Source organism: Streptomyces albospinus, from assembly GCF_014648695.1.
Classification (GTDB): Bacteria; Actinomycetota; Actinomycetes; order Streptomycetales; family Streptomycetaceae; genus Streptomyces; species Streptomyces albospinus.
In genome coordinates this window covers 50,204-71,828 of the sequence record NZ_BMRP01000033.1, presented here as the reverse complement: position 1 = coordinate 71,828, position 21,625 = coordinate 50,204, and the positions used below count along the sequence as shown (strand labels likewise).

The following is a 21,625-nucleotide window of genomic DNA, read 5'->3' as shown; positions in this document are numbered from 1 at the left end:
CTGCCGGTGGTGCCACCGGTGTTGCCGCCACTCGTGGTGCTGCCGGTGGTGCCACCGTTCGTGGTGCTGCCGGTGCTGCCGGTGCTGCCGGTGGTGCCACCGTTCGTGGTGCTGCCGGTGCTGCCGGTGTTGCCGCCGTTGTCACCGCCGTTGTCGCCGCCGGTGGTGTCACCAGTCTCGCCACCGGTGGTGTCACCGCCGATCAGGCTGCCGATGAGGCCGCCGAGGAGGCCGTGGCTCTCGTGCTTGCCGTGGCTGACATTGTCGGTACCTGCGGCGGATGCCGCGCCGGCGGCGGTGAGCGACGCACCGGCCGCGATCACCGCGCCGGCCGCAATGCGCGCTACGCGCAGCCGCGTCTTCTTCGTCATGTGCTGCTACCCCCAGTAGCTGAACTCGTCAATGGAGCATCGCTGTACGGGGCAACGGCCGATGGGGGTACGCGAGTCCCGGCCCCGCACTGCCGGCGGGCCACTCATCTCCCCGTTCACACACGCGCCCCATGACATACGCATGCCGCGCACAGCCTTCCCAGTTCCCCGAACATCGTCAAGGCCGATTAAAGACCCGATGTCCGAATTGCCATGGGATGGGCGATACATGGACGTACGACTGTGACCTAACCGCCACAGCAAAAAGCAACTGCCCCCCTGAGGGAGGCAGTTGCTGTCGGCTTTTGCGGCTTATTTCGCCTGCTGCTCCTGCTGCTTGCGCCAGCGGATGCCGGCCTCCAGGAAGCCGTCGATCTCGCCGTCCAGGACGGACTGCGGGTTGCCCACCTCGAACTCCGTCCGCAGGTCCTTGACCATCTGGTACGGGTGCAGGACGTACGAACGCATCTGGTTGCCCCAGGAGTTGCCGCCGTCGCCCTTGAGGGCGTCCATCTTGGCCCGCTCCTCCTGGCGGCGCCGCTCCAGCAGCTTCGCCTGGAGGACGTTCATGGCGGTGGCCTTGTTCTGGATCTGCGAGCGCTCGTTCTGGCAGGAGACGACGATGCCGGTGGGGATGTGCGTCAGCCGGACCGCGGAGTCCGTGGTGTTGACGCCCTGGCCGCCGGGGCCCGAGGAGCGGTACACGTCCACCCGCAGGTCGGACTCGTCGATCTCGATGTGGTCGGTCTGCTCGACGACCGGCAGCACCTCGACGCCCGCGAAGGAGGTCTGGCGGCGGCCCTGGTTGTCGAACGGCGAGATCCGCACCAGGCGGTGCGTGCCCTGCTCCACGGAGAGCGTGCCGTAGGCGTAGGGCACCTGGACGACGAAGGTGGTCGACTTGATGCCGGCCTCTTCGGCGTACGAGGTCTCGTAGAGCTCGGTCTTGTAGCCGTGGCGCTCGGCCCAGCGCAGATACATCCGCTGGAGCTTCTCGGCGAAGTCCGCGGCGTCCACTCCGCCGGCCTCGGCGCGGATGTTGACCACGGCCTCACGGGCGTCGTACTCGCCGGAGAGCAGCGTGCGGACCTCCAGCTCGTCGACCGCCTTGCGGACGTCGGCCAGCTCGCTCTCGGCCTCGGCGCGGGCGTCCTCGTCGCCCTCGGCCTCGGCGAGCTCGAAGAGCACCTCGAGGTCGTCGACACGGCCGCGCAGCTCCTCGGCCCGGCGCAGCTGGCCCTGGAGGTAGGACAGCTGGCTGGTGATCTTCTGCGCGTTCTCCGGGTCGTCCCACAGGGACGGCGCCGCGGCCTGTTCCTCAAGCACGGCGACATCGGCCCTCATCCTGTCGAGGTCCAGGACGGCCTCGATCGACCCCATGGTCGAGGAGAGGGACTTCAGCTCTTCGGATACATCGACGACTGCCACGCACCCAGCCTAACGGCTGCCGCCGACAACGTGCCCCGGCCCCGGCGGCCCGGACCCGCCGGGACCGGTGCGCAGCCGCCCGCCGCACCGCGTACGCCGGGCGTCCCACCGGGGCGTACGGGGGCGTGAGGCACCGGTCACGGGGTGCTGCCGCCCGGCTGGTGCACGCCCGGGGTGGCGCCGCCCGGCTCGTCGCCGCCGGACGAGGCCAGCCAGCCGCCGAGGGCCGCCACGACGACCAGGACCGCGGCCATGCCGAGCTTGAGCCGGCGGCGGCGCACCGCCTCGGCCGACGAGCGGTGCCGGGCCGAGCCCGCCCGGCGCTCGCCGGCGGCCCGCGGGGCGCGGGCGGTGCCGTGCGCGCCGCCGGCCAGCTCGTCCGGGCCCGGGACCCGCATGCTGGTGTGCGTCTCCCGGTTGGAGTCCGGCGCCGACCCCTGGACCAGCGGGACCGCGCCCCGCGGCGGGCCGGCCTCGCCGGGCGCCGCGGCCGGGTAGCGGGAATCGTCGCGGGACCCGGCGGGGGCGCCGCCCTCCGCCTCGTCCTCGGGCTGATCGCCGCCCGGCTCGTCGATGTCCAGCGGCGGCATGCCGGCCAGGCCGGGCAGGATCTCGCGCAGCCGGGCGGCCAGCTCCGGGGCGCGCAGCCGGGACGCGGGCGCCTTGGCCAGGCACTGGATCAGCAGCTGCCACAGCTCGTCCGGGATCCCGGGCAGCGGGGCGACGCTCTCGGTGACATGGCGGCGCAGCACCGCGCCGGGGTGCCCGCCCCCGAAGGGCGTGAAGCCGGCGAGCATCTCGTACAGGACCGTCGCCAGCGCGTAGACGTCCACCGAGGCGCGCGGCGGCAGCCCCTCGATGATCTCCGGGGCGAGGTAGTCCGGGGTGCCGATGACCTTGGTCGCGCGGGTCCTGCGGGGGGAGTCGACCAGCCGCGCGATGCCGAAGTCGGTGAGCAGCGCGGGGTGCGCGCCACCGGGGCCGAGCGGGCCCTGCATGTCCAGCAGGACGTTCTCCGGCTTGACGTCGCGGTGCACGATGCGGGCCGCATGCGCGGCGGCGAGGCCGTCGGCGACGTCGGCGGCGATGGCGACCGCCGCCTCCGGGGCCAGCCGGCGCTCGCGCTCCAGACGGGTGCGCAGGTCGGTGCCCCGTACGAGGTCCATGACCAGCGCCAGGTCGGCGCCGTCGACGACGAGGTCGCGGACGCCGACGACATGCGGGTGCTCCAGGCTCAGCAGTGCCGCCCGCTCCTGTACGAAGCGGCCGACGAGCTCCTGGTCGGAGGCGAGATCCTCACGCAACAGCTTGATGGCCACGGCCCCTTCGGGACCCTCGCCCAGCCATACCGTGCCGGCGCTGCCGCGCCCCAGGATCTGGTGGGCGGTGTACCGGCTGCCGATCTTCCGTGCCAAGACTGCTCCGACTGTCGGGCCCCCGAGCGTCCTGCGGGGGCTGAAGTTGGCGTCAAAGCTACGCGGGCGCCAGGGGGTTCAGTGCCCTGATTGGCGGCAACCTTCACTTCTGTACAGGAATTCGCCGGTGAGAAGTCGACATATCTATGGTGTCGCGCCGGTCCGTCCGTACGGGACGTCAGCCGCCGAGACTCTGTACGAAGTGCTGCACGCTCTTGAAGACGTCCCCGACCTGCGCGAAGAAGCCCTTGGTCGTCCCGATCCACTGCTGGAGCGGGGTGAACTCCCACACCAGCCAGCTCGCCACGAACAGCAGCAGCAGCGTGAAGAGGCAGCCCTTGAGGCAGCCCAGCCCGGGGATCTTCATCGGGTTGGCGCTGCGCGGCCGGGGCTCGCGCCGGGGCCGGGGCTCCCGGGCCGGCGGGCGCTGCGGCTCGTAGTGCTGCGGCGGCGGCTCCTGGCGGCGCTGCGGGGCCGGCGGGCGCTGCTGCCCGTACGGGGCGGGCTGCCCGCCGTACTGCTGCTGCGGGGCCGGACGGCGCTGCGGACGGCGGCGCAGCGGGTCGTCCTCGGGGGTCAGGTACTGGACCTGGGTCTGCTCGTTGCGGTCCCGGGCAGCGCGGAGCTGGGACTCCCAGGGGTGCGGGCCCTCGGGCTCGGGCGGGCCGCCCATGGGTGCGCCCATGGGCATCGGGGGCACCGGCGGCATGGCGCGGGTCGGGGCGGGGCCGCCGGGCGCGCCCGTGGACGGCAGCACGCTGGTCGCCGCGGCCGGGTCGTAGGAGCCGGCGTTGGACGGGAGCACCTGGGTGGGGGCGGCGTCGCCCTGGCCGCCGCCCGTACCGGGGACCGTGGCGGGCGCCGGGTCGGGCACGAGCAGCGCGGCGACGCCCAGCGCGGCCTCGGCCTGGGCGGGGGTGGCGTGCACCCCGATGCCGGCCGCGGCGGTGCGCAGCCCGCGGGCGAGGTTCTCCGCGCTGGGGCGCTCCTCGGGCTGCTTGCGCAGGCAGCGCTCGATGATCGTCCAGAGCGGCTCGGGGACCGACCCGGGGCGGCGCGGCTCCTCGCTGAGGTGCTTGTGCAGCACCTCCAGGGCGGTCGCGCCGGCGAACGGGGGCCGGCCGGTGACCAGCTCGTACAGCAGGATGCCGGCGCCGTAGATGTCCACGGCGGAGGTCTGCGGGCGGCCCTCGGCGGACTCCGGCGCCACGTAGGCGGGGGTGCCGACGAACTCGTGCGTACGGGTCAGGCCCGGGGAGTCGGCGAGCCGCGCGATGCCGAAGTCGGTCAGCATCGGGTGCATCTCGCTGCTGCCGTCGGAGCCGGCGAGCAGCACGTTGGCCGGCTTCAGGTCGCGGTGCACGACGCCGTCGGCGTGGCTGGCGGCCAGCGCGTCGGCGATCTGCGCGGTCAGCAGCGAGGCCGCGACCGGGCTGAAGGGGCCGCTGTCGCGGAGATAGCGGTGCAGGTCGGGGCCGTCGACCAGGTCCATGACCAGCGCCAGCAGGTCGCCCTCGACGACCAGGTCGCGGGTCCGGACGATGTTGGGGTGGGTGAGCCGCAGCAGGACGGAGCGCTCCCGCAGGAACCGCATCACCACGTCCGCGTCGGACGCCAGCTCCTCCTTGAGGACCTTGATCGCGACGGTCTCGCCGGGCTGCCCCGGCACGGCGGCCTCGGCACCCGCCGCCTCCCGCTGGCGGGCGCGCCAGACGGTGCCCGTGGCGCCGCGCCCCAGCGGCTCCTCGAGCAGGTACTTGCTGCCTACCGGCCGCACGTCATGCGCTCCCTGGTCGTGGTGGATCCTTGCCTGGCCCGCGTGGGTCAGCTCGCGGCCCGTCCGCCCCACTGTAGTGCCGCCGCACACCCTTCTCGGCGCGGCGCTCACTGGTGAGGCTCGTGGGGAAGACGCGCATTCCGGGCCGTTGGTTGCCCGGGCCGGGAGCGGCGCCCGCCGCCCGGGTCAACGGCGCGCGGGCCGGCCGCCGCCGGCCGCCGCCCTGATACCCGATGATCGAAAACGGCCGGTTCTCTGCGCGTAAGCAGGCACTTTTCCGCCGCGAGACGACCAATCAAGATCATCAATCGGCGGGCGGCGGGCGTGTTGTCAGTGGCAGGTGCGAGGATGCATCCCAGCACGCACGCGGTGGGGGCGCGCGATCTCTGTCGCGACGTGCACATGGGACTTGTACGTGCCGACGTGCTCGGGTGCCGTGGGGGAGCGAGCTGCGCCCCTGCCGGATGCCCCGGCAGAAGGGACCGTAGACGGCGATGCAGATCCGGCTGACCGTCCTCGGGCCGCGCAGCGGCCACACCACGCGGGCCTGCGACGTGCTCGTGACGGCCCCCGCCGGGACCGCCCTGGCAGCGGTGGCCGGCTCGCTCGCGGCCTCCGTCGCGGGCACCGGTGCGGATGTCGGCGCCACCGGCGGCAGCGCCCCCGTCGTGCTCTACGCCGGGTCCGAGCGGCTCGACCCGCAGCGCGCCGCGATCGGCGAGCCGCCGCTGATCGACGGCGCGGTGCTCTCCCTCCAGGGCGCCGGCCCCGCCCCCGCGCACGGCCTGCCGCACGGCTCCGCCCGGCTCCGCGTGGTCTCCGGCCCCGACGCCGGCGGGGTGCACCTGCTGCACGGCGGCCAGATCCGCATCGGCCGCTCCGCCGACGCGGACGTCCCCCTGGACGACCCGGACGTCTCCCGGCTGCACTGCGCCGTCACGGTCGAGCCGGACGGCTCGGTGTACGTGGCCGACCTGCGCTCCACGAACGGCACCGCGGTCGACGGCACCGAGCTCGGCGAGCACGCCGCCGCGCTGCGCCCCGGCGCGCTGCTCCGCATCGGCGAATCGGCCCTGCGCCTCCAGTCCGCCCCCAGCAGCCCCGATGCGGCGCTCGGCGTCGCCCCCGATGGAGAGGGACACCTGCGGGTGGCCCCCGGGGCGGCGGGCGCGGACGGGTCACCGGCAGCGCACACCGGGCGCACCGGGGAAACCGGCGCGTACGGCTCCGGCCACTCCGACGGCCGGGACTCCGGCCACTCCTCCCTCGGCGCCGCCCCGTATCCAGCGCCCGGCGACGGCGCCGCCCCCGGCGGCACGGCCCGCCGGGACACCCCGCTGCGCGGCACCCCGGCCCCGTCCGCCGGCGGACCGCGCGGCACGACCACCGAGGGATACGGCTCCGGACCGCGGATCTCCCTCACCACCGCCCCGGGCCCGGCCGCCGCCCCGTACGGATCGGCCGCCCCGGACGCGCCCGCCGTACGGCACGACCGGGCGGCCCCGGACACTCAGGAGATCCCCGACGCCCCCGCCGGGACCGACGTCGGCGGACCCGGCGGTTCCGGGCACGGCCGCGGCCACCCGGTCGCCGACGCCGCGCCGGACGCCGGGCAGACCCACGGCGGCCAGCAGTCCCTGGCGCCCGCCGACCCGGTGACCCGTAAGGCGGGCCGCCGGGGCGGCATCGGGGCCTGGGCCCGGCGGCTGGCCGGCGGTCGGCCCGCCGTGGAACCGCTCGACGGCACCCCGGGAGCGGACGACGACCCGGACACCGCACCAGCCGGCGACCCGTCCCGTACGGCCGCCGACGAGAGCCCCGCCGCACCGCCGGCCGGCCCCGCCGCGCACGAACGCTGGCCGGACGCCGCCGCGATCCTGCTCACCGCGCTCGGTCCGGGCCCCCGCCTCTGGGAACGCCGACCGGACCACCCGGACGCCCTCGCCGTCCGCCTGGGCACCGCCGACCGGCACGGCGGCCGGTCCGCGGTCCCGGTCACCGTCGAGCTGCGCCGGGCCGGCGCCCTGGGACTGGCCGGGCCGCGGGCGCGGCTCGCCGGACTGGCGCGCTCCGCCGTCGCCCAGCTCGCCGCACTGCACTCCCCCGGGACCCTGGAGATCGTGCTGATCAGCACGGACCGGTCGCGCGGCACCGAGGAGCGGGTGGCCGACTGGTCCTGGCTGGGCTGGCTGCCGCACGTCCGCCCGGCCCACGGCCAGGACTGCCGGCTGCTGCTCGCCTACGACAAGGAGCAGGCCACCGCCCGTACGGCCGAACTGGCGCGGCGGCTGGACGACGGCCCGCTGGGCCCCTCCTGGGCCAGTGCCGAACGCTCCGAGGTGGCCGCCGCGGCGGCCCGCCATCACGGGCCGTACACCCTCGTCATCGTCGACGGCGACCCCGGCTCGTCGGCGCTGCGCGAGACCACGGCGCGGCTGGCGGCGGGCGGCCCGGCCGCCGGTATCCACCTGCTGTGCCTGGCCGAGACCCCGGCCGCCTCGCCGGCCTTCCCACTGGCCGCGACGTACGAGGCGGCCCGAGCGGCGTCACCGGCGTTCGGCGAGTGCGGGGCGGTGGCGGTGCTCAGCGGCGATGTCGCCACGGCACTGCGGGTCGTCCAGCCGGGCTCCGGGCCGAACGGCACGGTCGCGACGGTGGACGCGGTCTCCAGCGCCTGGGCGGAGCGTTTCGCCAGGGCGCTGGCCCCGCTGCGCGAGACCGAGGCGGGCGGCGCCGGCGGGCCTTCGGTGCACCGCGCGGCCGTCCCGCTGCCCGAAACGGCGCGGCTGCTGGACGAGTTGGGGCTGGCCCGTGCCACCCCCGCGTCCCTGATGGCGCGCTGGGCGGCTGCCCTGGACACCGACCGGCCGGGCGCCGCCGCGGTGCTCGGCGCCGGGCCGCACGGCCCGCTGGTCGCCGATCTCGCCGCGGATCACACCCATCTGCTCCTGGAGGGCGCGGCGGCCACCGGCAAGACCGAACTGCTGCGCTCCCTGGCCGCCTCGCTCGCCGCCGCGGACCGCCCGGACCTGCTGTCGCTCGTGCTGGTGGACGGCGGCGGCACCGAACGCGGCGAGGGCCTGCGGCTGTGCACGGACCTCCCGCACGTCACGACGTATCTGGCCGCCTCCGACCCGGTACGCATGCGGGAGTTCGCCCAGGCCCTGTCCTCCGAACTCAAACGGCGCGCGGAAATACTGGCCGGCACCCCCTTCGCCGACTGGCGCGCCAAGCACCTCCCGGCGCCCCGCATCATCGCCCCGCGCCGCTCCGCCGAGACCGTCAGCCCCGCCACTCTCGGTGACGCTCCACAGGAACAAATCACTCTCCGTAATCGTTGCCGTAACAATGAGGAAAGCGGCACACCGGCGGACCCCTCGGAGACCGGCACACTCCGCCTACGGTCCCGCAGCGGCGCCCCGAGCACCCCGCCCTCGGACGCCCCGGGCTCCGCAGCCCCCGCGGCCCCCACAGGATCCGCGGATTCCGCCATGGCCGCCGCCCCCATGCCCCGCCTCTTCGTCCTCGTCGACGACTTCGACGCCCTGGTCTCCCCCGCCCTCGGCAGCACCGGTCGGCCGGCCGCCGGCTCCGTGGTGCGCGCCCTGGAGGCGGTGGCCCGGGACGGTGCGGAGCTGGGTGTCCACCTGATAGCCGCCACCGGCCACCCGGACCGCACGGACGGCACCGCGACCGCCGAACGGGCCGGGCTGCGCATCCAGTTGGGCGCCGCCGACCCGTCCGAGCCGGCACCGCCGGGGCGCGGGCGGCTGCACCGCGCGGAGGACGGCTCCTCGACGCCGTTCCAGGCGGGCCGGGTCACCGGACGCATACCTCGCACGTCCACGCTCCGGCCGACCGTGGTGCCCCTGGAGTGGCCGCGGATGGGCGACCCGCCGGCCCGGCGCCCACTGCGCGAACTGGGCAACGGCCCGACGGACCTGGCCCTGCTGGCCAGCGCACTACAGCGCGCCGCGCAGTCCTCGGAGGCGCCGGCGGCTCCGCCACTGGTGTAGCGGGGCTGCGGTGGAGGTGTGACGGAAGGAGCACCGGTGCGGGCGAGCCGCCGCGGATGCAGGCCGGCGCGACGAGCCGGCGGGGGCGGGGTGGATGGGGCGCGATGTCGGGACTGGGGCCTTGGAGGTCGGCGCGGACTCTCCCTACCCCTAGCCCACCGCGGCCCGTAGCCCACCATCCGTAACGGCCCCATTACAAATGGGCGGTTGGCGTGGAAGGCGGTATTGCGGAGCCGGTGGTGGGGGCGTAGGACTGTCGCACACCGTACGCGTACACGACAGGGCACAGCGCGACAGGGCACAGCGCGGCGCGGCCGTATGCAGCCATTCACGGCCGTGGGCAACGTAGGCAACTCGGCAGTTGACGAATTGCAGTTGGCGAACAGTAGCTGCCGATCGGTAGTTGACGGGCGGTAGCTGACGAGCGGCAGTTGACGAGCGGTAGCTGACGGGCAGTTGGCGAGCGGCAGGCGCGAACGGCAGTAGGCAAGCGGCGATACAAGCGGCAGTGGACGGCTCGGCGTTGCGCGGTGGACGCTTGGTAGGCAGTGGGCACCGGCGGACGGCAGCGCGGCGTGGTGCACACCAGCGTCAGGCACCAGGTGCCAAGGGCCAGGTGCCAGGTTCTCAGGGCCAGGGTGCCAGGGTCCGCCGGACGCTGGGGCGGCGCAGCACCGGCACCAAGCGCAGCACCGGCAGCACGGGAGCCACCTCGCACGGCTTTGTACCAGCGGGACGCATCGCTTGGCTGTAGCTGTAGCTGTAGCTGCACTTGCACTGCACCTGCACCATCGGCACCGCTTCGTATCAGCACCACGCAGCAGGTACCGCCCACCCCGTTGAGGCAGTAGGCAGCGGGCAGTGGCGGGGGACGCACGGCAGGCGCAGCGACAGGGGGTTGCGGGGATGCGCAGAGGAATGGACCGGACGGGCGTACGGGGTGCTGCCGCGGTGGCGGTGGGCGCCGCGATGGCGCTGGGGCTGGCTGCCTGCGGTGGCGGTGGCAGCGGTGGCGGCAGTGGGGGCGGGGGCGGTGCCAAGGGGGGCGGGACGGCTCCCACGGTGCAGTTGCCGAAGCTCGGCGGGCAGCGGTTACAGGTCACGGCGGTGTGGACGGGGGCCGAGTGGGAGAACTTCACCAAGGTTCTGGCGGAGTTCGAGAAGCGGACCGGGGCAAAGGTCGACTTCGTGCCGAGCGGGGACGACATGGCCGGGTTCATCGGGTCGAAGATCGCGGGTGGCGGACCGCCGGATGTGGCGATGTTGCAGCAGGTCGGCGTGTTGAACGAGTTCGCGCAGAAGGGGTGGCTGAAGCCGCTGGGGGCGGATGCCAAGGCGCAGTTGGCGAAGAATTTCAGCAAGGGGTGGCGGGATCTGGGTGCGCACAAAGGCACCGAGTACGGGGTGTACTTCAAGGCCAGCAACAAGTCGCTGGTCTGGTACAACGCCAAGGTCTTCGGGAATGCGGGGGTGGCGGAGCCCCACACGTGGCCGGAGTTCCTGAAGGCGGCGGAGACGATTTCCGAGTCGGGTGTGGAGCCGGTGTCGGTGGGCGGGTCGGACGGCTGGACGCTGACCGACTGGTTCGAGAACGTCTACCTTTCGCAGGCGGGTCCGGCGAAGTACGACCTGCTGGCCAAGCACGACCTCAAGTGGACCGACCCGTCCGTCGAGCAGGCGCTGACCACCCTCGGGCAGCTCTTCGGGCGCAAGGAGCTGCTGGCGGGCGGCAATGCGGGGGCGTTGCAGACGGACTTCCCGACGTCGGTGACGCAGACGTTCAGCGGCGGCGACACCCCCAAGGCCGCGATGGTCTCGTCGGCCGACTACGCCGCGGCGAACATCGCGCAGACGAAGGCGAAGGTCGGGACGGATGCCAAGGTGTTCCCGTTCCCGGCGGTGGGGGCGAAATCGCCGGTGGTGACCGGCGGGGACGTGGCGGTGGCCCTCAAGGACAGCAAGGCGGCGCAGGCGCTGCTGACGTTCCTGGCGTCCACGGACGCGGCCAGGATCTGGGCGCAGGCGGGCGGGTTCATCTCGCCCAACAAGGAGCTGGACCAGGCTGCTTACGCCGATGACGTGATGCGCCGGATCGCCAAGGCGCTGATCGCGGCGGGGGACGGTTTCCGCTTCGACATGTCCGACCAGGCGCCCGCGTCGTTCGGCGGCAAGCCGGGGCAGGGCGAGTGGAAGGACCTCCAGGACTTCTTGAAGAACCCGAAGGATGTCGCGGGTACGCAGGCGCAGTTGGAGAAGGACGCGGCGAAGTCGTTCGGGCACTGAGGCGGCGTGGGTGGCCGGGCGGGACGCTCTTCGGTCGCGGCCGGCGAGCGCCGGGGGGGACCGCGGGATTCCCCCGATGAGCACCGGGAGACACCCACGATGACCACCGGGAGATTCTCACGATGAGCACCGGGAGATCGTCACGATGAGCGACGCGGACGTACCGGCTGATGGGGGTGGCGCGGACGTACCGGCCGATGCGGGTGCCGGGGCCGGGGCGACGGGCGGCGGCCGTGCCCGGCGGCGGCGCGGGGTCACCGGGACCCGGGCCTGGGTGGCGGCGGTGTTCCTGCTGCCGGCGCTGGTGCTGCTGGGGGCGCTGGTGGTCTATCCCATCGGGTTCTCGGTCTACCGGAGCCTGTTCGATGCGTCCGGCAACGGCTTTGTGGGGCTGGGCAATTACGGGCAGATGTTCTCGGACGATGGCATCCGGACCGCGTTGCGGAACAACGTGGTGTGGGTGGTGGTCGCGCCGACGGTGTCGACGGCGCTCGGGTTGATCTTCGCGGTGCTGACGGAGCGGGTCCGCTGGGGCACCGCGTTCAAGCTGGTCGTGTTCATGCCGATGGCGATCTCGATGCTGGCGGCGGGGATCATCTTCCGGCTGGTGTACGACCAGGATCCGCAGCGCGGGGTGGCGAATGCGGTGTGGGTGGGGGTGCACGACACGTTCGCCGCGCCGGCGCCGTTCCCGGGGGCCAAGCCGCGGCCGAACGCGGATCTGCGGCCGTCCGGTGGCGGTTCGTTCACCACGGCGTCGGTGGTGCGGGCCGGGTCACCGGTGAAGCTGCCGCTGGTGGCGGTGCAGCCGGGGGACGTACGGGACGCGAAGCAGGCGGTGGCGGCCGGGCCGCGGCCGGGCCTGGTGACCGGTACCGCATGGCTGGATTTCACCCGGGGCGGCGGCGGGCGGCCGAATGTCATCGACCCGGGTGAGAGGGCGCTGGCCGGGCTGACGGTGCAGGCGGTCAGGGGCGGGGCGGTGGTCGCCTCGGCGACGACGGCCGCGGACGGGACGTTCGCGCTGCCGGCGGGGAAGGCCGTGGGGGCGCGGATCCGGTTGCCGGGGGCGGATTTCGCGGCGGCGTACAACGGTGTCGACTGGCTGGGGCCGGCGCTGGTCACGCCGGCCATCATCGGGAGTTATGTGTGGATGTGGGCCGGTTTCGCGATGGTGCTGATCGCGGCGGGGCTGGCGGGTGTGCCGCGGGAGCTGCTGGAGGCGGCGCGGGTGGACGGGGCCGACGAGTGGCAGGTGTTCCGCCGGATCACGGTGCCGCTGCTGGCGCCGGTGCTGGTGGTGGTGCTGGTCACGCTGATGATCAATGTGCTGAAGATCTTCGACCTGGTGTACATCATCGCGCCGGGTTCCAGTCTCCGGTCCGCCAATGTGCTGGCGTTGCAGCTCTTCCAGTCCTCGTTCGGTACGGATGTCGACGAGGGGCTGGGTAGTGCGATCGCCGTATTCCTGCTGCTGCTCGTGCTGCCGGTGATGTACGTCAATCTCCGGCGCCTACGGAAGGAGCGTCGCCGATGACGACCGTGGACGGGGCCGTGGGCGCGGGCGGCGGCGCGGCCGGCCGCCGGGTCGCCGGGCGCGCGGTGCAGCGGGGCGGCCGGGGGCCGCTGGCCGGGCGGCTCGCGGCGCGGGCCGGCAGCGGTGCGGTGCGGGTCTTCCTGGTGCTGGTCGCGCTGTTCTGGCTGATGCCGTCGGTCGGGCTGCTGCTGTCGTCGCTGCGCAGTCCGGCGCAGATCGCCGAGTCCGGCTGGTGGCAGGTGTTCGCCAGGCCGGCGCAGATCACGTTCGACAACTACGGCCATCTGCTGTCCAACGGGAAGGTGATGGGGTCGCTGGTGACGACCGCGGCGATCACGGTCCCGGCGACGGTGCTGGTGGTGGTCATCGGGTCGCTGGCGGGCTATGCCTTCGCCTGGATGGACTTTCCGGGGCGGGACGGCTGGTTCATGGTGGTCGTGGGGCTGCTGGTGGTGCCGGTCCAGGTGGCGCTGATTCCGGTGGCGAAGCTGTTCGGTGCGGTCGGACTGTTCGAGACGACGGCCGGGGTGGTCCTCTTCCACACGGCGTTCGGGCTGCCGTTCGCGGTGTTCCTGCTGCGGAACTTCTTCGCGGAGATCCCGCGGGAGCTGCTGGAGGCGGCGCGGCTGGACGGGGCGGGTGAGCTGCGGCTGTTCACGCGGGTGGTGATGCCGCTGGGGGGTCCGGCGATCGCGTCGCTGGGGATCTTCCAGTTCCTGTGGGTGTGGAACGACATGCTGATCGCGCTGATCTTCGCGGACAGCGGGCATCCGCCGATCACGGTGGCGCTCCAGCAGGAAGTGCGGCAGTTCGGCAACAACATCGATGTGCTGGCGCCGGGTGCGTTCCTGTCGATGGTGGTGCCACTCGTCGTCTTCTTCGCGTTCCAGCGGCAGTTCGTGTCCGGGGTGATGGCGGGCGCGGTGAAGTGACGCCGGTGAAGTGAGGGCGGCGGGCGCGGCGGCGCCGTACGGAAGGCACGGGACGTACGGGATCGGTACGGGCGGTTCCGCACGCATGACCGGAGCGGGGGCCGGTGCTCACCTTCCGTTCATGTTGCTCCCCCACGATGGCGCCCGCTCCGTGAAACGCGTGGTGCGCCGGGGGTGCGTCACGGCGAGTGCCCGGCCGCGGCGGCGGCGCACCGTCCCCTGCCCCGCACACCCCGTATACCCCGCGTGTCGTACATCGCCATCGATTCCCGACCGTCTGGAGACGGACCGCACATGACTGCCCTCACCGCAGACCAGAGTGCCGAACACCTGCCGCGTCCCGCGCGGCTGTCCGATGTCAAGGGCTGGTTCTTCACCGCCGACCAGCTGCTCTTCGACTGGTTCCTGAGCCGTCAGCGGGACCGGTCCGAGGCGGGTGACCTGCTCGAACTGGGCGCGTACATGGGCAAGAGCGCGATCTTCCTCGGTGCGCGGCTGGGTGCCGGCGAGCGGTTCACGGTCTGCGACCTCTTCGATTCGCCGGCCGGGGACGCCTCGAACTCCCAGGAGATGGCGAAGTCGTACGCGACGCTGACGCGGCGCGCTTTCGAGGCCAACTACCGTGCGTTCCATGACGAGTTGCCGGTGATCGTGCAGGGGCTGAGCTCGGTGATCCGGGAGCATGTGGCGGACCGCAGCGTGCGGTTCGCGCACATCGACGCCTCGCATCTGTACGAGCATGTGGCCGGGGACATCCTGGCCGTGCGGGAGCTGCTCACCGAGGGCGGTGTGGTGGTGATGGACGACTTCCGTGCGGAGCACTGCCCGGGTGTCGCCGCCGCGACGTGGCAGGCGGTGACGTCCCACGGGCTGCGTCCGATCTGCATCACGGGCACCAAGTTCTACGGCACGTGGGGTGATCCGGGGCCGTACCAGGACGCGCTGCTGGAGTGGCTGACGGCCCGCGGCGATGTCTGGCACGAGATCCAGCAGGTCAACGGCGGGCCGCTGATCCGGCTGAGCGCGAAGGGTGCGAAGGAGCCGGCGCACCCGGTGTCCCGGTATGCGTCGTCCGCGGCGGCGCGCACGCCGGAGCGGGCGGCGGCGCCGGAGCGGTCCTCGAAGACGTCCGCGGCCGGTCCGGCGCCGCGCCCGGAGCGCGGTGTGCTGCGCCGGGTGGCGCGGGACGTGCTGCCGCCGGTGGTGACCCGGGCGATCGTGCGGGCGCGGAAGCGGTCGGCCGCGCCGCGGGGCTGAGCGGCGGCGGGGGTACGGGCCGGGGCCGTACTTCCCGGCCGGGGCCGTGCCTCCGGGCCGGGGCGGCGCTCCCCCGGCCGTGAGCCTCGTTCCCCCGGCCGGTACGCCGCGCCGGGCGCCGGGCGGTGCGGCGGGTTCAGCCGCGCGGCACCTGCCCGACGAGGACGAAGACGTTGGACCGCAGGACCCGCCCGGCGGTCCGCGGCAGCGGGGAGGAGTAGGTGCGCCGGACGGCCAGTCCGGCGGATTCCGCGAAGGCCCGCAGCAGGGTGAAGTCGGTGAAGCGGACGGGCGCCGGGCCGGTGCGGTGGCCGGCCTCCTGCGCGGTGATCAGCACCACCCCGCCCCCGGGCCGTACGTAGGGCACGTAGGCCCGCAGCAGGCCCTCCACCTGCTCGTCGTCCAGGTGCTCCAGGACGTGCGCGGAGAGCAGCGCGTCGAAGGCGCCGGGGCGGGCGTGCGGGCCGGCCAGGAAGGTGTCGGCGGTGTAAGCGGTGAGGCCGCGGGCCCGGCAGCGGGCCACCGACAGCGGGTCGTGGTCGATGCCGACGCTGCCGGGTGCGCAGCCGGCGAGGGTGTCGCCGCTGCCGCAGCCGACCTCCAGGACGCGTCCGGGGCCGATCCGCCGCAGTTGCCTGCGGTAGGGGGGCCGGGCGGGCAGCAGCCGGGCCAGGCCGCCGCGTTCCCGCAGGGCGGGCAGCCGGGCGGTGGAGGCGGCCGGGGCGGTGCCCGCGGGGCGGTGGGGGCGGGGGGTGCGCGCGGTGCCGGGACCGGGGGCCGCGGCGTCGGGGCTGTCGGTGGCGGCGGAGCTGTCGGTTCGGCCGGGCATCGGGTGCGGTCACCTTCCTGAGGGCGGCGGGTGGTTGCCGGTGTCCGGTGCGCGGGGCGCCGGTCACGCTGTCCCTCGGTCTACGCCATGGCGGGGGGCCGGGCCGGGCCGCCGCACCTTCGCCTCACCCTTTCAGCGCAGACCGGGTGACTGTGCCGCCGATGGACGAGTTGAGGGACGAGTTGGCCGCACCGTCCCGTGGTTCGCCTGTCCGGAAAGGCTTGTCAGCCCATGAAGCCTCGGCTCACCGTCGTCGTCCCGGTCCCTCGCGGCGAAGGGACCGCGCGCAATGTGGAGGAGTGTCTGGAGTCGGTGGCGGCCCAGACGCTGGACGGGCTGGACGTGGTGCTGGTGGACGACGGTCCCGCGGAGGGCCCGCCGGATGCGCCGTGGCGGCGGTTCACCGAGCGGGACCCGCGGTTCCGGGTGGTGCACCACGAGGGCGGCGGGCGCGGCGGGGCGCGCAACGCCGGTGCCCGGCACGCCTATCCGCACACCGGCAATGTGGCGTTCCTCGACACGGACGACGTGCTGCTGCCGCGGGCGTACGAGGATCTGTGCGGGCTGCTGGACAGGTCGGGGGCGGATCTGGCGACCGGCAACGTCTACCGGCTGGGGGCGGCGGGCCGCAGTCAGTCGGCGGACCATCCGGCGGGGCGCGAGACGGTGCTGCGCACCCATGTCACCGAGGACCCGTCGCTGCTGGGCGACGGGTTCGTGCGCAACAAGGTGTTCCGGCGGGCGTTCTGGGACCGGCACGGGTTCGCTTTTCCGGAGGGGGAGTTGTGCGAGGACGCGGCGGTGTCGCTGCCCGCGCACTTCCTCGCCGAGGCGGTGGACGTGCTGCACGAGCACGTCTGCTACTGGCGGCTGCCGGAGGGCGCGGAGCGGCACCGGCCGCCGACGGCGCAGGCGGTGCGGGACCGGTTCGCGGCGGTGTCGCGGATCCGCGGCTTCCTGGACGATCCGGCGCGTCCGGAGCGGAGCCGCCACCTGGCCGCGTACGAGCGGGCGCAGTTGGCGGGCGGGCTGCTGGATCTGGTGGACGCGCTGCCGGGTGCGGCGCCGGACTGCCGTACCGCGTTCCTGGACTGCGCCCGCGACTTCCTGTCCCGGGTGGATACGCAGCTGCTGCGGGCGCTGCCGGTGGAGCTGCGGATGCGCTGGTATCTGATCCGGGCCGGGCGGCTGGCGGATCTGGTGGCGCTGCTGGCGCACGAGGCGCGCAATCCGGCCGGGTTCGCGGTGGCGGGGCCGCCGCTGCGCAAGCGGGCGGTGCTGCCGCCGGAGGTGCCGCTGGAGCTGCCGGCGGGGGTGACGCGGCTTGCGCGGGCCGACTTCCCGGTGCGGGCCGAGGTCCGGGAGGCGGTGTGGCGGGAGGGGGTGCTGGTGCTGCGCGGCTGGGCGTATCTGCGCAATCTGCCCGCGGCGGCCCGGCACAGCTATCTGCGGACGGCGGTGCTGACGTGCGGGCGGCGGCGGGTCCTGCTGCCGCTGCGGCCGGTGCTGATGCCGGAGGCGACCGCGGGGTCGGGGCAGGAGCTGCACTGCTACGACTGGTCGGGTTTCGAGCTGCGGCTGGATCCGGCGCGGCTGCGGCGGGGCGGGAGCTGGGAGGAGGGCGACTGGTCGGTGGGGGTGCTGCTGGCGTCGTCGGGGGTGGTGCGGGCGGCGGCGCTGGGTGCGCCGGAGAGCGGGTCGGGGGCCGCGCCGGGTGCGTACGAGGCCGGTGACGGTGTGCGGATCGCGCCGGGGTATGCGGACGGGCGGCTGCGGTTGTCGGTGGTCCGGCGGGTGCGGTGGCTGGCGGGGCCGCCGGTGGCGGCGGCCGGGGCGGTGGAGCTGACGGTGGTGGCGCCCGGGCCGGCGCCGGCGGCGCTGCGGCTGACGCATCAGGGGACGGGCACGGTGGTGACGTTTCCGGTGGAGAACGCCGAACCAGCGGAACCGGCCGAACCGGCCGAACCAGGGGAGCCGGGTGCGGCGGCGGGCGGTGGGGGCGGTCGGCTCACCGTCCGGGTGCGGTGCGATGCGCTGGACGCGGCCCGGCCCGCCCGGGACGGCGGGCCGGGTGTGCTCGCGCCGCCGCACACCGAGACCTGGGCGGCGGAACTGGTGCCGGCGGACGGCGCCGCCGGCCCGATCGGCTGCCCGCCCGATACCGCGCCGTTCACCCAACCGCTGCCGCACGGGCGGGAGTTGGTGGTGGCGGCCACCCCGGGCGGCGATCTGGTGCTGCACGACCGCATCCCGCAGCCGTACGTGGACCGGGTGGTGTGGCGGGCGGACGGCACGCTGCTGATCGCGGGGGTGCTGCCGGACGCCGCGCCGCTCGCGCCGGAGCTGCTCCTCCGGCACACCGCGCACACCGTCGAGGCGGCGTTCCCCGCGGTCCACGACGAGGGCCGGTTCCACTGCGCGCTGCCGCTGGCCGCGCTCCCCTCGTGCGCCGGGGAGCTGCCGCTGCGCGAGGGCCGCTGGACGCTGCACCTGCGGGAGCAGGGTGCGCCGGGCTCGCCGCCGGCCGTGCCGGTGCGCTTCGCGCCGTCGGTGCTGGACGGGCTGCCGGCGTCCCGTACGGTGCGCGGCAAGCCGTTCGTCCTGGACCGGGTGCGGGGCGACGAGGCGTTCGTGGCGGCCGGTCCGGCGCTGCCGGCCACCGACCGGGGCCCGTACCGGCGGCGGGTGCTGCGCGAGCAGCACTATCCGCTGCACCGCTCCCGCCCGTTGCGCGACACCGTCCTCTACAGCAGCTTCGGCGGCCGGGCGTACGGGGATTCGCCGCGCGCCGTCCATGAGGAGCTGGTGCGGCGGGGGATGGATGTGGAGCATCTGTGGGCGGTGCGGGACGCGCAGTCCGCGGTGCCGCCGACGGCGCGGGCGGTGGTGGTGGGCAGTGCGGCGTGGCACGGTGCGCTGGCGCACAGCCACTGGATCGTGACGAACACGCATCTGCCGCGCTGGTTCGTGCGCCGGGCGGGGCAGCGGGTGATCCAGACCTGGCACGGCACCCCGCTCAAGCGGATCGGGGCCGATCTGGCGGGCACGCTGTGCGCGGGGCTGGCGCATCTGGCGCCGCGTCCGCGGCTCGGCCGGCAGTGGAGCGTGCTGCTGTCGCCGAACGCGGCGAGCACGCCGGTGCTGCGGTCCGCGCTGGGCTACTCCGGCAAGCTGCTGGAGACCGGCCTGCCGCGGACCGACGCGCTGCATACCGCGCACCGCGACGAGGTGGCCGCCGCGGTGCGCGCACAACTGGGCGTCGAGCCCGGCCGGCGGGTCGTCCTGTACGCCCCCACGCCCCGCGACGACATGGCGTACGACGCGTCGCACCACCGGCTGCATCTGCCGCTGGACCTGGAGCTGGCCCGCGGCGCCCTGGCCGACGACCATGTGCTGCTGGTGCGCAGCCATCCGCTGGTCGCCGACCGGCTGCCCGCGCACCACGCCCCGTTCGCGGTCGACGTCTCCGCGTACCCGGACGCGACCGAGCTGCTGCTGGCGGCCGATGTGCTGGTGACCGACTACTCGTCGCTGGCCGCGGACTTCGCCAACACGGGCCGCCCGATGCTGTTCCTGACGCCGGACCTGGCGCACTACCGGGACACGCTGCGGGGTTTCTCCCTGGACTTCGAGGCGCGGGTGCCCGGTCCGCTGCTCTCCTCCACGGGTGAACTGGTCGACGCGCTGGGCGATCTGCCGGCGGTCGGCCGGGCGAGCGCGGAGGCGTACGCGGACTTCCGGGAGGCGTTCTGCCACCTGGACGACGGGGGTGCGGCGGGCCGGGTCGCGGAGCTCCTGCTGGAGTGAGCGGCGCGGTGCGCCCCGTGCGCGCGTCCGGATCGGCATCACCGGGCGCCCGCGTCGTTACAGCTTGTGCAGGCGCCGTTGCGGATCCGTCCCCGCGGTCGCGGCCCGGCCCGGCCGCGGCGTCCGGCAGGCCGGTCACGGTCGGCAATGTGGCGAAGAAGGGAGGTGCTCGGTGCAACCGCTCGGCGGGATTCGCCCTCTCACCCTGAAGAACTGGGTCCGATCCCGCTCGCGCCAAGAGCTGCTGTCGACACGGAATGTAGATTTAGTGACTGTGAATGAAGCCCTTGAGCCACAGCCTGGGCCCACCCTCACGCCCGACGCGCCGGTCAGTGTCGTCGTCATCGCGTTCAACGATGCCGGTCACGTCGCCGACGCGGTGCGCTCCGCGCTCGCGCAGGGAGAGTCGGTCGGCGAGGTGATCGCGGTGGACGACGCCTCCACCGACGGCACCGGCGCCGCGCTGGACGCCCTCGCCCGCAGCGAGCCCCGGGTGCGGGTCATCCACCGCGGCGAGAACAGCGGCGGCTGCGGCTCCCCGCGCAACGACGGCGTGCGCGCCGCCACCGGCCGCTTCGTGATGTTCCTGGACAGCGACGACGTGCTGCCGCCGGGTGCGGTCGACGCGCTGCGCTCCGCGGCGCTGCGGCACGGCGCGCCGGTGGCCGCCGGTGCCTGCGTCCGCCGTGAGCTGCCCGCCCGCCGCGACGTCCCCTGGCAGCCCGGGCTCTACCGCGAGCCGGCCGTGTACGACACCCCCGACGCGGCTCCGCAGCTGGTCCACGACACCCTCTGCGTCAACAAGCTCTATGCGCGCACGTTCCTCACCGAGCACGCGATCGCCTTCCCCGAAGGCCGGTTCACCTACGAGGACTTCGTGTTCACCGCGCAGGTGCTGGCCGCGGCGCCGAAGATCGCGGTGGTCCCGGACACCGTCTACGTCTGGCACGTCCGCCGCTCCGCCGCCAAGCAGTCGATCTCCCTGGACCGCAAGGACGTCGCCAACTGGGAGTCCCGTATCGCGGCGCACCGCACCGTGCTGCGGATCCTCCGGGACGCCGGCCACAAGGCGCTGGCGCACGCCGCCGCCACCAAGTTCCTCGACCACGACCTGCGGATGTACGTCCGCGAGCTGCACACCCGCGGCGCCGACTACCGCACCGAGTGGTGGCGGCTGACCCGCGACCACCTGGCGGCCTTCGAGGAGCCGGAGCTGCGCGCCGCCCGCGCCCCGGCCCGTTGGCTCGCCCGGGTCGTCCTGGCCTCCCCCGCGCCCCGCGACCTGGAGCGGCTGACCCAGCTCGCGGGCCGTCCCGGCCGCCTGCTGCCCCCGTACGCCCGGGACGGCGACGGCCGCCCCGTCTGGTCCGCCGATCTGCCCGAGGTCCCGCTGGACGGCCTCGCCGGGGACCGCGACGAAGCCGGCGACGAAGACGGCTCCGGGGCCGGGGAGGGGGAGCCCGCCCGGCTGCCGGTGGCCATCGACGCCGAACCGGTCGTCGGCGCGTCCCGCAGCGTGCTCCGGCTCCGGGTGCACGACCTGTACGGCCGGCTGGCCGCCGCCGGGCCCGCGCGCATCGGCGTCGAGCTGCTGCGCCGCCGCGACGACTGCCCCGGCCCGGTCCGCACCGCCGCCCTCACACCCGCCGCCGACGGCTCCTCCTGGACCGCCGAGGTGGTGCTGGACCTCGCCCCGCTCACCGCGCTGCCCGGCGCCCGCCCGGCCGACCCCGAGCCGTGGGACCTGATGGCCGAGCTGACCTGCGACGACGGCACCACGCTGCGCGCGTCCCTGCGCGCCGTGGGCCCGGGTCTGCGCCGCCACGTACTGCCCAGCCCCCGCCAGATGGTGCTGCTCGCCCAGCCCTACGCGACCACCGGCGGCGCCCTGGCGCTCCGCGTCGCCTCCGGCCCGCGCAGCGTCTGGCGGATCGCCGCCCGCCGGCTGCACCGCTGACCCCGTCCGCTCCTGC

11 protein-coding genes and 1 pseudogene are annotated in these 21,625 nt (G+C 74.5%); 7 read left to right on the top strand and 5 right to left on the bottom strand.

Annotated elements, in window-relative coordinates; translation table 11 throughout:
• The 4 genes and pseudogenes from IEZ17_RS43145 to IEZ17_RS31225 form a co-directional block, all read right to left on the bottom strand.
• Nucleotides 1-371 (bottom strand): annotated as a pseudogene (locus tag IEZ17_RS43145) (hypothetical protein); the annotation flags it as partial.
• A gap of 312 nt (nucleotides 372-683) precedes the next feature.
• Nucleotides 684-1,799 carry a peptide chain release factor 2 gene (gene prfB / locus IEZ17_RS31235; protein ID WP_189306048.1) on the bottom strand — a complete coding sequence of 372 codons (1,116 nt, stop codon included), beginning with the start codon at nucleotides 1,797-1,799 and terminating at the stop codon, nucleotides 684-686.
• A 137-nt stretch (nucleotides 1,800-1,936) separates the two neighbouring features.
• Nucleotides 1,937-3,214, bottom strand: coding sequence for a serine/threonine-protein kinase (locus tag IEZ17_RS31230; RefSeq protein ID WP_189306046.1), 1,278 nt, complete (start codon nucleotides 3,212-3,214; stop codon nucleotides 1,937-1,939).
• A gap of 178 nt (nucleotides 3,215-3,392) precedes the next feature.
• Complete coding sequence (locus IEZ17_RS31225) at nucleotides 3,393-4,991, bottom strand: serine/threonine-protein kinase (RefSeq protein ID WP_189306044.1); 1,599 nt, start codon at nucleotides 4,989-4,991, stop codon at nucleotides 3,393-3,395.
• Nucleotides 4,992-5,485: 494 nt separating this feature from the next.
• On the opposite strand from IEZ17_RS31225, the gene IEZ17_RS31220 reads away from it, so the two are divergent.
• The 5 genes from IEZ17_RS31220 (at nucleotide 5,486) to IEZ17_RS31200 (ending at nucleotide 15,016) form a co-directional block, all read left to right on the top strand.
• Nucleotides 5,486-9,007 (top strand): FtsK/SpoIIIE domain-containing protein, encoded by a 3,522-nt coding sequence (locus tag IEZ17_RS31220; RefSeq protein ID WP_189306042.1) that lies wholly within the window; start codon nucleotides 5,486-5,488, stop codon nucleotides 9,005-9,007.
• Between the two features lie 906 nt (nucleotides 9,008-9,913).
• The gene (locus IEZ17_RS31215; protein ID WP_189306040.1) at nucleotides 9,914-11,290 is read left to right on the top strand and encodes an ABC transporter substrate-binding protein; all 1,377 of its coding nucleotides are present in this window, start codon (nucleotides 9,914-9,916) and stop codon (nucleotides 11,288-11,290) included.
• A gap of 145 nt (nucleotides 11,291-11,435) precedes the next feature.
• The gene (locus IEZ17_RS31210) at nucleotides 11,436-12,827 is read left to right on the top strand and encodes a carbohydrate ABC transporter permease (protein ID WP_229852832.1); all 1,392 of its coding nucleotides are present in this window, start codon (nucleotides 11,436-11,438) and stop codon (nucleotides 12,825-12,827) included.
• Nucleotides 12,824-13,759 carry a carbohydrate ABC transporter permease gene (locus IEZ17_RS31205; RefSeq protein ID WP_189306038.1) on the top strand — a complete coding sequence of 312 codons (936 nt, stop codon included), beginning with the start codon at nucleotides 12,824-12,826 and terminating at the stop codon, nucleotides 13,757-13,759. Before IEZ17_RS31210 ends, IEZ17_RS31205 begins: the two co-directional genes overlap by 4 nt.
• Nucleotides 13,760-14,053: 294 nt before the next feature.
• On the top strand, nucleotides 14,054-15,016 hold the full coding sequence (locus IEZ17_RS31200; RefSeq protein WP_189306036.1) for a class I SAM-dependent methyltransferase: 963 nt from the start codon (nucleotides 14,054-14,056) through the stop codon (nucleotides 15,014-15,016).
• Nucleotides 15,017-15,152: 136 nt separating this feature from the next.
• Here IEZ17_RS31200 and IEZ17_RS31195 read toward each other — a convergent pair whose 3' ends face one another.
• The gene (locus tag IEZ17_RS31195) at nucleotides 15,153-15,845 is read right to left on the bottom strand and encodes a class I SAM-dependent methyltransferase (protein WP_189306035.1); all 693 of its coding nucleotides are present in this window, start codon (nucleotides 15,843-15,845) and stop codon (nucleotides 15,153-15,155) included.
• Between the two features lie 231 nt (nucleotides 15,846-16,076).
• Between IEZ17_RS31195 and IEZ17_RS31190 the strand changes: the two genes are divergently transcribed.
• A complete protein-coding gene (locus IEZ17_RS31190; protein WP_189306033.1) occupies nucleotides 16,077-19,652 on the top strand; it encodes a bifunctional glycosyltransferase/CDP-glycerol:glycerophosphate glycerophosphotransferase in 3,576 nt (1,191 codons plus the stop codon).
• 274 nt (nucleotides 19,653-19,926) lie between these two features.
• Nucleotides 19,927-21,609 (top strand): glycosyltransferase family 2 protein, encoded by a 1,683-nt coding sequence (locus IEZ17_RS31185; RefSeq protein ID WP_189306031.1) that lies wholly within the window; start codon nucleotides 19,927-19,929, stop codon nucleotides 21,607-21,609.
• Nucleotides 21,610-21,625 lie beyond the last annotated feature (16 nt).